A 12,396-nucleotide genomic window follows, 5' to 3' on the forward strand; every position below is an offset into this window, starting at 1 on the left:
ATTTTCAGTGAGTTGAAGAGAATAGCTGGCGGAGAGAGAGGGATTCGAACCCTCGATACGGTTTCCCGTATACACGCGTTCCAGGCGTGCGCCTTCAACCACTCGGCCACCTCTCCGCGGCACCCGCACGGAGGCGGACGCGGAACTGATGCGCATCCTCCAAACCGCCAAAGCGGAGGGGATGGCCCTTGCAAAGGCTGGATTTCTCCGCTGCGCCGGTTGAAGCGCAACGCCCTAGCAAGGCGGCGGAATATAGCGACAAAGAACGCTCTGGCAAGCCGCTTTCCACCGGCAAATGACAAGGCCCCCAAATCCTGCAAGGCTCGCTTCAGCCTCGCGCTGCCGGGGGCCCCAAAGGGCGGCCCGAAGGCCGCCCAAAATCTTGGCGCGAAAGAGGAAAGCTCAGTCGCGCAGCAGGTCGTTGATGGAGGTCTTGGAACGGGTCTGGGCATCCACCCGCTTCACGATCACCGCGCAGGACAGCGAGGGGCCGGGGGTGCCGTCCGGGAACGGCTTGCCGGGCAAAGTGCCTGGAACCACAACGGAATAGGCCGGAACCTCGCCCACGAACACCTCACCCGTGGAGCGATCCACGATCTTGGTGGTGGCCGAGATGAACACGCCCATGGACAACACTGCACCCTGACGGACAACCACGCCCTCGACCACCTCGGAGCGGGCGCCGATGAAGCAGTCGTCCTCGATGATCACCGGGCCCGCCTGCAGCGGCTCCAGCACGCCGCCAATGCCCACGCCGCCCGACAGATGCACGTTCTTGCCGATCTGGGCGCAGGAGCCCACCGTCGCCCAGGTGTCCACCATGGTACCTTCAGCCACATGGGCGCCGAGGTTCACGAAGGAGGGCATCAGCACAACATTGGGCGCAATGTACGCGGACTGGCGCACGATGGCCCCCGGCACGGCGCGGAAGCCGGCCTTGCGGAACTCCGCCTCGCCCCAGTTCGAGAACTTGGAGGGCACCTTGTCCCACCACACGGCCGCGCCGGGACCGCCGGGGATCACCGCCATGTCATTGAGGCGGAAGGACAAAAGAACGGCCTTCTTGAGCCACTGGTTGACCTGCCAGTTGCCGTCGGCGCCCTTCTCAGCCACGCGGGCGGTACCGGAATCCAGCAGCGCCAGCGCCGTATTCACCGCATCGCGGATGTCGCCGGTGGTGGCGAAGGAGATCTCCGCGCGGGCCTCGAAGGCCTCCGTGATGGTACGCTCGAGCGCGGACAGGTCCGTATGGGCCATGGAATTCCCCTGTTTGCTACATTTGCCGGAGCTGCGCCCGCCCTCGCGGCCGGCCCAGCGTTCAGAACCTTTTGGCACCCGCCGCGCCCGCGCCTGTCACAGGGACAGTCGCTCATGGCACACGGATGGTCAGGGACAGGTGCATAGAATAGGACACTCGCCCCGTCAGCCCCCAAATCGCAGGCAGGCCTATGGCGAGCGATGGATCGCCCGCCCCGGATCGCCCCCTCGGGCGCCGCCCTCAGCCATGGCGAGCCATCCAAGCCGCGCCCCGGAGACCGGGCGGACCGCCCTCCCCGGGAGCCCCGTCCGGTGCCCCCGCCCCGAGGCGCGGGCACTCGGCCGCAGGTAGCCTGCCTCAGCCGCGCTCTTTCACGGCGACGAACTTCAGTTTGGGATGCTCCTCGATGGCCCGGTCCAGCACCCACTGGCTGCGGGCGAGATAGACCGGCTTGTCGTCGCGGTCATGGGCGATGGACGAGCGGTTGCTCTCCACGAAGCGCTCGAGATCCGCATGCTCGCCCACCACCCAGCGGGCGGTCACGAAGGACACGTTCTCATAGCGGATCGGCACGCCATATTCCTTGTCGAGCCGCGAGGACAGCACGTCGAGCTGCAGCGTGCCCACCACGCCGACGATGGGCGCCGGATCGGTCAGGGGCCGCAGCACCTGCGTGACGCCCTCCTCCGCCAGATCATGCAGCGCCTTCTGGAGCTGCTTGCTCTTCATGGGATCGGACAGCAGCACGCGGCGCAGGATTTCCGGCGCGAAGTCCGGAATGCCCTCGAAGCGAATGGTCTCGCCCTCGGAGAGCGTATCGCCCACCCGCAGCAGGCCGTGGTTGGGGATGCCGATGATGTCGCCGGCCACCGCCTCGTCCGCCGTCTCGCGCTCCTGCGCGAAGAAGAAGATGGGGTTGGCAATCGCCATGTGCCGCTTCTCGCGGGCATTGAACAGCTTCATGCCGCGCTTGAACACGCCGGAGCACAGGCGCACGAAGGCCACGCGGTCGCGGTGGTTCGGGTCCATATTGGCCTGCACCTTGAACACGAAGCCGGAGACGTTGCTCTCCGCCGGCTCCACGGTGCGGCCATTGGCGTTGCGCGGCAAAGGGCTGGGGCCGAAGCCGCCGAGCCCGGCGAGGAGCTGCGCCACCCCCGCCTCCTTGATGGCCGAGCCATAGAAGACCGGCGACAGGTGCCCTTCGCGAAAACTTTCCAGATCGAAGGGCGGCAGCACGCCGAGCGCCAGCGACAGGCTTTCCACCGCCTCCTCGACGATGCGCTCCTCCACGCCCTCGATCCCGAGCAGATCCATGGGGTCCGTGAACGGCACGATGCGGGTGAGCGGGCCGCCGCGCTCTTCCGCCAGCAGGGCGCGCTTGCCGGGCACGTCGATGAGGCCGCGAAAATCGGTGCCGAGGCCGATGGGCCAGGTGAAGGGGGTGAGGTCGAGCGCGAGCGTTGCGGCGATATCGTCCATCAGGCCGAGCGGGTCCTGGCCCTCGCGGTCCACCTTGTTGATGAAGGTGAAGATGGGGATGTCGCGCAGGCGGCAGACCTCGAACAGCTTGCGGGTCTGGCTTTCGATGCCCTTGGCGACGTCGATGACCATGACCGCCGCGTCCACGGCGGAGAGCGTGCGGTAGGTATCTTCGGAGAAGTCGGAGTGGCCGGGGGTATCGAGCAGGTTGAAGACGATGCCGTCGCGCTCGAAGGTCATGACCGAGGAGGTGACGGAGATGCCGCGCTGCTGCTCGATCTCCATCCAGTCGGAGCGGGTGCGGCGGCGTTCACCGCGCGCCTTGACCTGTCCGGCCTGCCGGATGGCGCCGGAGGCGAGGAGGAGCTTTTCCGTCAGCGTGGTCTTGCCCGCGTCGGGATGGGAGATGATGGCGAAGGTGCGGCGCCGCGTAAAATCCGCCGCGCCGGCCTCGCCCGTATGGGCGGTAGGATCGAGCATGGCGCGGCTTATAGCGGGAAAGGGAGGGAAGGGGGAGAGGGGGAGAGGGATGACACTCCTAGGCCGACCGTTAATGGATGGAGCCATCTTCTGGCTGCACAAAATCTCGCCACCCGCATACTAGCGAGCAACCCAGGTTCAGCACAACGGCTCTAGTCATCATGGATGACACCATGTAGGATCCACCCTGAGCGATCTCGGCAGTCCACTCCAGATGGATTGCGTTAAGAACTGACGACCCCACAAGTAGAAATGTCCTATATGAATTCCATTCCTTCCCCCAGCTTTACGCGTGAAAGCAACGGGAAGCGGGCCGTTGATATCCCCTTGATGCTGGATACTGCTCCAGCAATGGATACTTTGCGCTCTGACGCATATTTCTGCTTCGATGATTATTTCGTATCTGAGCTATGTCAGACATGGCCAATGCGCCGCCTGCAACGCATTGGGTTCCTCGGCGCAATCGACTATCTAAGGAAGGGATCCGGACGCTCCCCACACCGTCGGCGGCACAATCGTTTTGAGCACAGTCTCGGCGTTGCCAGACTCGCGGAAGCGTATGCGCTGCACCGCGGCTTGAGTGGAAATGATCGCCGCCTTTTGGTGGCCGCGGCTCTGCTGCACGACATCGGGCACGGTCCACTTTCCCATACGCTGGAACCCGTCTTTGAGGAAGAGTTCGGCATCAACCATCATCGTATGACCCAACGCATCATTCGCGGTGAAACAAAATTTGGAGACAGTATTGGGCGAACTCTCAGGTCGCATTCTGTCGACCCAGAGGAGGTAATTGCCCTGATAGAAGGCCTGCATGACGGTCCTTTAAACTTTCTCTTTGGCAGCCATATTAATCTCGACACGCTGGAAGGCATCACTCGTAGCCGGGCATTCTTTGGACGTCGAACTGCGTTTGGATCTGCGCTTACGCTCACTGAGCGCCTATCCAAACTCGACGAGCTCCCTACATCAGAGCTGGATGATTTTTGGCGACTAAAACACTCCGTTTACAATTTATTTATAACGGCGAATGTCGGACTCGCGCTTGACTCCGTCGCTCAAGCCTATATGCGCGACAATATATCCAAATTTAACGAAGATGATTTTCTGTCCACCGAACACTCATTGAGAATAAAACACCCATACATGTTTGAAATTATTAAAATGGTTGCATGCGGCACACGTAATATTGAAAAAGAGATTTCGAAAAACTGGCTTAGCGTCGTATTCCCTTTCAAAAGGAGAGCCTTCTTCATCGACTGTAACGAATCTTTATCCGACACATCCGCCATAAATAGAAGATATCTGCAATCAAAGACGAAATCATCCGTGCGATTGGAAGATATAATTACGTAGCTAATAGGGATCGGGTGGGGCATTGTCATGTGTCTAGGGACGCAAAATCACGATCAATTACTGGATAAATTTAATAAGGATTCATTCGAAAAATTAACCCTTATGCGCAATCTAGCCAAAGAGATGTTCGGCGATAGATCCGACTTCATCATTGGCGTCAACGGAAGCCTTGCTCGCCGCGAATACACTAGCGGATCCGATGTAGACTTGTTCTTTCTTGTATTGAATCAAGAAATCGACCCCATTAAGGAAAAACAGAACGATTTTCGATCCAGACTTTGCGATATCGGGATCAAAATGCCCGCATCCGGAGGCGTATTTGAAGAGCCTCTCCCAAGCAATGATATGCTCGCCACCATAGGTGGAAACGATGATACAAATATATTCATAACTCGACGCCTACTGTTCCTTCTGGAAGGCGATTGGATTTTCAATAAGGAATCATTCGACTTAACGCGAAAGCTCTTAATCGAACGATATGTCGACGAAGGGATCGAGGACAAGAAGATATGCCTCTTCCTTCTCAACGATATCATACGCTACTGGAGAACTATTTGCGTAGATTACGAATACAAAGTATATGGCGGAGGAAAGGCAAAAGCAATTCGACTGATAAAACTACGCTTTTCGCGAATGCTTTTATATTTTGCAGGAGTTGTAGCGGTTGGTGAAACCAAGGACTTGTCATACAAAGATAAGCGAGACAAGCTGAACCTGCTGCTATCTGAGCCTCCAATTGAACGCCTACGATCTGTGATCGGTGATGATTTTATTTTACCACTACAACTTTATGCAGAATTTTTAACCGCATTGGACGATCCGGAAATTAGATCCCAGTTGGATCAGGTAGGAGATGAAGGCTTATCCACTGAGCAATATTTGTTGCTTTCAGAGAAAGCCAGATCATTCAAGAACACTCTACTTCATATCCTGCTAACAAAATTAGGCACAGCGCATCCTGTCATAAAGGCACTACTTCTGTGACGATTAGGGAGGCGCTATTGACACTGGCACCTCTCAAAATCCCCCTCACACCACCTTCCCCGGGTTCATGATCCCCTGCGGGTCCACCGCCGCCTTGACGGCGCGCATCAGCGCCGTCTTCTCAGGCGACCCGTAGCGCGCCATCAGGCCCTTCTTCACCAGCCCGATGCCGTACTCCGCGCTGTAGGAGCCGCCCATCTCCACCGCCAGATCATAGATGCGCGCCGCCACCTCGCGCTCGAACCACGCCTTGTAGTCCGACGCCACAGCCCCCTCGGGGGCCAGCACGTTGAAGTGCACGTTGCCGTCGCCCACATGGCCATAGATGGAGAGGCGTCCGCCTTGCGAATGCGTCTCCACCAGCGCAGAGGCCGCCTCGATGAAGGCCGGCAGGCGGGAGGTGCGCACCGAGACGTCGTGCTTGATGGAGCCGCCGAACGCCACCTCGGCCTCGGGGATGTGCTCGCGCAGCTCCCAGAGCGCGTCGCGCTGGGCGCCGCCGGCGGCCAGCGTGCCGTCGGTGACGAGGCCCGCCTCCATCAGGCGCTCCAGAAGCGCACTCACCGCATCCTCCAGCGGGAAGACCGGCGAGGCGGTCTGCGCCTCCAGCAGCACATAATGCGCGCTGGCCTCGGAGAGCGGGTGGCGGGCCTCGGGCTTTGCCGCCAGCAGCAGCTTCAGCGAATGGTCGGAGACATATTCGAACGAGGTGATGTTCTCGCCCGTATAGGCCTGCGCCTCGCCCAGAATGGTCGTGAGGGCGGCGATCTGCGAGATGGCGAGGAAGGCCGTCACCGTCTGCACGGGCTTGCGCACCAGCTTCAGCGAGACGGCGGTGATGATGCCCAGCGTGCCTTCCGCGCCCAGCAGCAGCTGCTTCACGTCATAGCCGGTGTTGTTCTTGCGCAGGGGCTGGAGCACCTCCAGCAGCGTGCCGTCGGGCAGCACGGCCTCCAGGCCCAGCACCAGATCGCGGGCCATGCCGTATTTCAGCACCGAGACGCCGCCCGCATTGGTGGAGAGGTTGCCGCCGATCTGGCAGGACTGGCGCGAGCCCAGATCCAGCGGCAGCAGCAGCCCGGCCGCATCCGCCGCCTCCTGCAGCACGGAAAGCACGCAGCCGGCTTCCGCGGTGAGGGAGAGGTTGGCGGCATCCAGCTCGCGGATGGCATTGAGGCGCTCAAGGCTGACCACCAGTTCGTCGCCGGCCGCGGACGGCGTGGCGGCGGCGCAATAGGAGGTGTTGCCGGCCTGCGGCACCAGCGGCACGCCGTGCTCCGCGCACAGGCGCACGATGAGGGCCACGTCCTCGCGGGTGCGCGGGCGCAGCACGGCGCGGGTGGCGCCGGTGAGGTATTTGCGGAAATCAGTGAGATAGCGGGCGGTGATGTCCGGGTCGCGGGTGACGAGGTCCTGCGGCAGTGCATTGAGAACGCTGTCGATCCTGTCCATGGCCCAAAACTCCGCTTCCGTCCGCTGCGCGTCGGCCCCCTTCTAGAGCAATTCCCGCGGCAGAATGTGCGGTTTTGCGCGCGAAATCACATCAAAGCAAAGCGTTAGGGCGCTGTGCGGCAGGCCCGCCCTTGCGCCGGGCGGGCGCACGGGCTTTGGTGTCCGGCGGGGCGGGACGCGGATATTTCGAGGATTTTTGCACCATGCGCACCAACCACCGGATCATGGGCGCGCTCGCCAAAGCTCCCATGCTGGCGCTGGCCGCAGCGCTGGTGCTGGCGGGCAGTGCCGTGCAGGCCGCACCGGCGGCCAAGCCCGCGACCACGGCGGAAGCCGAGACGGTGGTGGTGATCGCGGTGGGCGCGGTGAAGGAGCCGAAGGAGGCCTCCGGCGACTGCACGGTGAGCGGGCAGGTCCGGCAGGTGGAGAAGGGGCGCGCGCTCGGCATCGGGCAGAACGTCTCCCTCACGGTGCCCTGCCGCAAGGATTTCAAGCCCGGCACCAAGCCCCGCCCCGGCCAGTTGGATGCGGCGGCGCTCACCGCCGCGCCCTATGGACGGGTGCTGCTCGACGCCACCGGCACCGAACTGCGCGCGCCCTATGAGCCGCTGGCGGATGCGCCCCATCCGCAGCCGCTGGAAGCCGCGCCCGCCAGCGCCGACCCCGCCGGCGAGGCACCGGCGGCGGAATAGGCCCCTCAACCCAGCAGTTTGCGGATGTCGGTTTCCGACTTCGGCACCAGATCCACCGCACGCCGGCCCGCCTTGTCGCGGATGGTCTTGTCCACGCCCCGCTCCAGCAGCAGTGCGATGTCCGCCAGCGTGTCGGTGCTCTCCACCGCCACATGCAGCAGGGTCTGGCCGCTGGCATCGCGCGCGTTCACGTCGAGGCCCTGTCTGATCAGGAAGTCGAAATAGCCGACCTCCTCCGGGAAGGTGGCGCGCACGCTGGTGGTGCGGAAGAGATTGTGCAGCAGCGTGCCGCCGTCGGGCATCGGCTCCTTCGGATCGAGCCCTTTGGCGGCGATCATCTCGAAGCCCTCGATGGTGGTGCAGTAAGCGAGCGTGGAGCGGCCCCGGCCGTCGCGCACCCTGGCGTCCGCGCCCAGCTCCAGCAGGGTGCGGGCACGGGCATGGCCGCCGATGAGCCGGCCCAGCAGCACCGCCGTCTGCAGGGGCGTGGAGCGGCCATCGCCGCTCTCGCCGACATAGTCCTTCGGCGGCAGATCGTCGAGCTTGGCACCATGGGCCACCAGCAGGCGGATCTTCTCCGGCGAGGTGGCGCGGTGGAGCGGGGTGTCGCCATCGCTCTCGCGGGCCATCACGTCGGCGCCGGCCTTGAGCAGCAGTTCGCCATCCGCGACACCGGCCCACATCAGCATGGTGGTGCCGTTGTCCCAGCGGGCATCCGGGTCCGCCCCCGCCTTGAGGACGGCGGCCACCATGGCGAGATAATCGTCCCGCGTGACATGGCCGTCGAGCTGGCGGCGCAGGATCTTCTGCATCCCCGGCGAGCGGTTCGTCGCATCGTCCCAGCCTTCCTCCTTGGCGAGCCGCGTCTCCAGCTCGGCGCGGGTGGGGGCGATGAAGCGGGCGCGCGTCACGATGAGATTGTGCAGCGGCCAGTAGCGATCATCCTTCCAGCCGTTCACCCGCGCGCCGCGCGCGATCAGCCATTCGATGGTCCTGAGGCTCCCCGCCTTGGCCGCTTCCGCCATGGGCAGGCGGCGGGTGTCGAGGGTCGCGCCTTTCTCAAGCAGAAGCTCAAGAAGCGGGATGTTGCTGTGCCGCACGGCGAAGGTGAGCGCGGTGGCGAACTCCTCGTCCCAGCCCTGGTTCTCCAGCATCCACTGGCCGTTCCACACCACATCCGGCCGCGCCCCGGCCGCGAGCGCCGCCGCAACGCCCGGCAGGCTGTCGGCCATGGCGGCGGTGAGCAGCGCGCGCTCGGCCGGCGTTTCGGCGATGATGGCGAGCGGCGGCTCATCGGCGGCGACCTTGGCCGGATCCTGCTCCAGCCAGTCGCGCCATGCCTTGCCGCCTGCGCTGTCGGCGCGCAGATAGAAGGTCTGGTTCGGCTCGTCCCAGCTGCCGAAGGGGCCGAAGGAGGCCCATTCCGTACCGCCCATGCCGAGCTTCGACATCTCGCTGATGAAGGTGAGGAAATCGGGCGCCAGCGCCATGCCGTGCAGGGTTTCCAGCTCGTGGCTGAAATAGCGCACCGGATGCGGCCCCTCCGGCTTCGACATGTCGATGGTGAGCATGTCGCCATTGACGAGGCCGTAGAAGGGGAACTGGTGCTCCCACATCTCGGGGGTGTTCGGCGCTTCCGAGCGGTCGCGCGCGGCCAGCTGCTTCTTCCAGCCGAAGAAATTCGGAATGGCGTCCTGGTCCATATGCGCCATGTCCCACACCGCATTGCGGTTGGCGCTGGAGGTGGGGAGGCGCTGGTGATCCAGCGGATGCAGATGCGAGGGAATGTGCCAGCCGAAGGAAACGCGCGCCGAATAGCGGGTGAGCAGGGTGCGCAGCTGCGGCGGTACCTTCACGCCGTGGCGCAGCTCCATGAGGCGCACATCCAGCGCGCGGGCCGGCGGGGCGATGGCGAGCGGCGTGAGCTGCCACTGCCTGCGGCGGGCGATGGCCTCCATCCAGCGCCAGTCCGCCTGCCACTCCTTCCACAGCGCATCGGTCATGACCGCCTCCGGCGCGGCGCGCAGGAGGGCGGGAAAGGCCAGCAGCGCGCCGGCACCGAGAAGGCCGGCGGCGCCGGCCTTCAGCAGCGTCCGCCGGTCCGGCGGCGGACCGCCGCGTGAATCGCCGCCGCTCAAGGGGCCGTCTTGAGTTCGAGCGTGGCCTTGCCGGAGAGGATGTCCGCCACGATCTCCCGCCGCTCCGTATCGCTCATGGGCTTGCCGATGGGCAGGAAGGGCGTCTGGATCGGCTCCTTGATGGTGGGCGAAATGAGCGTGCGGCCACCCACCACCACGTCGATCCTCTTGCCCGTGTTGCGCTTCTGGAAGGCGCGGAAGGCGGTCAGGCTGTCGGGGGTGAGATAGAGATCCAGCCGGCCGTCGCTGGCATTGGTGATGGTGCTGATGCTGCCATTGGTGATCTTGAGCGCCACCGTCTCCGCCTGCGCCGCGCCGATCGGCAGGGTCGCGACGAGGAGGGCCGCCGCCGTGCCGAGGATGAAGCGGCGGGCGGCGGGGCGGGCGTTCGTTCTGGTGTGCATCGGGGTGTCCTCGATGAAGGGGCGCCTACCCTCTCCCGCGATGACGGCCGAAATTTGGACGCGCCCGCGCCGGCGGCACGCTTCCCCGCCCCGCTTCCCCATCAGGCGAAGCTGCGGCGGTGGCGCGGCAGGAAATTCCTGATGATGCGCGAGAGGAAACGCGGCAGCACCACCCTCTTGTTCAGCGCCTGCTCCATGCGCAGATAGCGGCTGCCCGGGATCTGGCGGCACTGCTCGGCCAGCTCCATGATGGTGCGGTTCATCAGCTCGATGCGACGGGCCTTCAGCGCCTCGGCGGACAGGTGCGCCCGCCCCTTGCGCAGGCGGGCATGGAATTCCACCGCCGGCGCCTCGGCGACGAACTCCACCCGCATATCGAGAAAGCCCAGCGCCGCCAGCTCGAGGATCATCAGCTCGAAACTCGCGGGCGTGAAGATCCAGTTGTGGGCGTCCACATATTCGCTGCTGTTCGCTAGATCAAGAGTGTCCAGCGCCGCGCCGAAATCATGCTCCAGATGCGGTGCCCGCAGATCGTCGATGGGCCAGCCGTGGCCGCCCTTGCTGACGCAGAAGACGGAGGCGTCGAACTGGGTCTTGGCATTGTGCCGGGTGCGCCGCTCACGATGGGCCGCGATGGCATCCCCCGTGGTGGACACCGGGCGATAGAAATCGAAGCATTTGCGCTTGTCCGGCACGGCCAGAATGATGGCCCCACCGGCACTCACCACGGTTTGCGCCGAGCGCAGGAAGGACACCACATCGGTCGTATGCTCGATGACATGACTGGCGATGAAGGCATCGAAGGTGCCGTGCTGGTCGGCGGGGATGGCCTCGGACAGGTCGCCGTCGCTCCACACATAATCGACCTCCTCGATCCGCGACGCGCCGGGATGGTCGCCATACTTCTCAAGCAGGCCGTCGCGCGTGTCGTGATCGGCGATGAAGACGTTCCATCCCTCTGCCTTGGGCACCAGCGGATTATAGCTGGCCCCGATTTCCATCACCTTGTCGGTCTTCCCGAGACCCGACAGCAATAACGCCCGGCGATCCATCGCAATTCCCCACCACAAGGAATGAAAACACTCTAAACAAGCGCCCGACACACCCGGCGCCATCGCATGATGTTCATTGGCATTGGCGATCTGTATTCGCAATATATGCGAGGTTGAACCTGACGCAGGGAGACTGCTTTCCGGATTGCAGGCCAACGGGTCGCATGCCATGCCGGCCGCCCCGCACGCATCTTGACGATGTCTGTTGCCACAGCGCCGCCGCGCGCCTGCGGCGCCCCACCCCGCCGCGCCCCCTCATGGGCACGCGTGCCCGCAAGCCGGTGCAATTGCGGCCATTGATCGCTAAATGGAGGCAGACACGGGAGCGGTCATGCCGCGCCACGGACGGAGGATGCGCACATGAGCACGGACAAGGTTGCACTGGTGACGGCGGGCGGCAGCGGCATGGGGGCGGCGGCAGCGAAGAAGCTGGCGGCGGATGGCTACAAGGTCGCCATCCTCTCCTCCTCCGGCAAGGGCGAGGCTCTGGCGGCGGAACTGGGCGGCATCGGCGTCACCGGATCCAACCAGAATGTGGAGGATCTGGAGAAGCTGGTGCTCGACGCCATGACCCGCTACGGGCGCATCGACGTGCTGGTGAACAGCGCCGGCCACGGCCCCCGCGCCCCGGTGCTGGAGCTGACCGACGAGCAGTGGCACAAGGGCATGGATGTGTACCTGCTCAACGTCATCCGGCCGACGCGCCTCGTGGCGCCGATCATGGTGGCGCAGAAGGGCGGCACGATCATCAACATCTCCACCGCCTGGGCGTTCGAGCCGAGCCCCCTGTTCCCCACCTCGGGCGTGTTCCGGGCCGGGCTCGCCACCTTCACCAAGCTGTTCGCGGATGAATATGCGCCGCATAATGTGCGCATGAACAACGTTCTGCCGGGCTGGATCGACAGCCTGCCGGAGCAGGAGGCCCGCCGGGCGGGCGTGCCCATGGGCCGCTACGGCACATCTGAGGAGATCGCCGCCACGGTGGCCTTCCTCGCCTCCGAGGGCGCGGGCTACATCACCGGCCAGAACATCAAGGTGGATGGCGGGTTGATGCGGGGGGTGTGAGGGACCTGTTACCCCCGCGTGGGCTCGGGCTTGTTT

General features: G+C 64.0%; 10 protein-coding genes and 1 tRNA gene. 4 read left to right on the plus strand and 7 right to left on the minus strand.

Annotated elements, in window-relative coordinates; all coding sequences use genetic code 11:
- Nucleotides 1-26 precede the first annotated feature (26 nt).
- The 3 genes from IEW24_RS18945 to IEW24_RS18955 all read right to left on the minus strand — a co-directional run bounded on the left by IEW24_RS18945 (nucleotide 27) and on the right by IEW24_RS18955 (nucleotide 3,220).
- Nucleotides 27-116, minus strand: a tRNA-Ser gene (locus tag IEW24_RS18945).
- 286 nt (nucleotides 117-402) lie between these two features.
- Entirely contained in the window at nucleotides 403-1,257 is an 855-nt protein-coding gene (dapD, locus tag IEW24_RS18950; protein ID WP_188581561.1) for a 2,3,4,5-tetrahydropyridine-2,6-dicarboxylate N-succinyltransferase, read from the minus strand.
- 358 nt (nucleotides 1,258-1,615) lie between these two features.
- Complete coding sequence (locus tag IEW24_RS18955) at nucleotides 1,616-3,220, minus strand: peptide chain release factor 3 (protein WP_188581563.1); 1,605 nt, start codon at nucleotides 3,218-3,220, stop codon at nucleotides 1,616-1,618.
- A gap of 261 nt (nucleotides 3,221-3,481) precedes the next feature.
- Here IEW24_RS18955 and IEW24_RS18960 point away from each other — a divergent pair, with 261 nt between their 5' ends.
- Together IEW24_RS18960 and IEW24_RS18965 are read left to right on the plus strand one after the other, a co-directional pair.
- A complete protein-coding gene (locus IEW24_RS18960) occupies nucleotides 3,482-4,573 on the plus strand; it encodes an HD domain-containing protein (RefSeq protein ID WP_188581565.1) in 1,092 nt (363 codons plus the stop codon).
- Between the two features lie 102 nt (nucleotides 4,574-4,675).
- Nucleotides 4,676-5,557 (plus strand): hypothetical protein, encoded by an 882-nt coding sequence (locus IEW24_RS18965; RefSeq protein WP_188581567.1) that lies wholly within the window; start codon nucleotides 4,676-4,678, stop codon nucleotides 5,555-5,557.
- Between the two features lie 45 nt (nucleotides 5,558-5,602).
- Here IEW24_RS18965 and IEW24_RS18970 read toward each other — a convergent pair whose 3' ends face one another.
- Nucleotides 5,603-7,009 (minus strand): FAD-binding oxidoreductase, encoded by a 1,407-nt coding sequence (locus IEW24_RS18970; RefSeq protein WP_188581569.1) that lies wholly within the window; start codon nucleotides 7,007-7,009, stop codon nucleotides 5,603-5,605.
- 203 nt (nucleotides 7,010-7,212) lie between these two features.
- On the opposite strand from IEW24_RS18970, the gene IEW24_RS18975 reads away from it, so the two are divergent.
- A complete protein-coding gene (locus tag IEW24_RS18975; protein ID WP_188581571.1) occupies nucleotides 7,213-7,701 on the plus strand; it encodes a hypothetical protein in 489 nt (162 codons plus the stop codon).
- Nucleotides 7,702-7,706: 5 nt separating this feature from the next.
- Here IEW24_RS18975 and IEW24_RS18980 read toward each other — a convergent pair whose 3' ends face one another.
- The 3 genes from IEW24_RS18980 to IEW24_RS18990 form a co-directional block, all read right to left on the minus strand.
- Nucleotides 7,707-9,839, minus strand: coding sequence for a hypothetical protein (locus tag IEW24_RS18980; protein WP_188581573.1), 2,133 nt, complete (start codon nucleotides 9,837-9,839; stop codon nucleotides 7,707-7,709).
- A complete protein-coding gene (locus tag IEW24_RS18985) occupies nucleotides 9,836-10,243 on the minus strand; it encodes a hypothetical protein (RefSeq protein ID WP_188581575.1) in 408 nt (135 codons plus the stop codon). Before IEW24_RS18985 ends, IEW24_RS18980 begins: the two co-directional genes overlap by 4 nt.
- Before the next feature lie 101 nt (nucleotides 10,244-10,344).
- Nucleotides 10,345-11,295 carry a methyltransferase domain-containing protein gene (locus IEW24_RS18990; protein WP_188581578.1) on the minus strand — a complete coding sequence of 317 codons (951 nt, stop codon included), beginning with the start codon at nucleotides 11,293-11,295 and terminating at the stop codon, nucleotides 10,345-10,347.
- Between the two features lie 360 nt (nucleotides 11,296-11,655).
- On the opposite strand from IEW24_RS18990, the gene IEW24_RS18995 reads away from it, so the two are divergent.
- Nucleotides 11,656-12,360, plus strand: a complete 705-nt coding sequence (locus IEW24_RS18995) for an SDR family oxidoreductase (protein ID WP_188581581.1) — start codon at nucleotides 11,656-11,658, stop codon at nucleotides 12,358-12,360.
- Nucleotides 12,361-12,396 lie beyond the last annotated feature (36 nt).

It is taken from the genome of Azorhizobium oxalatiphilum (genome assembly GCF_014635325.1).
GTDB lineage: Bacteria > Pseudomonadota > Alphaproteobacteria > Rhizobiales > Xanthobacteraceae > Azorhizobium > Azorhizobium oxalatiphilum.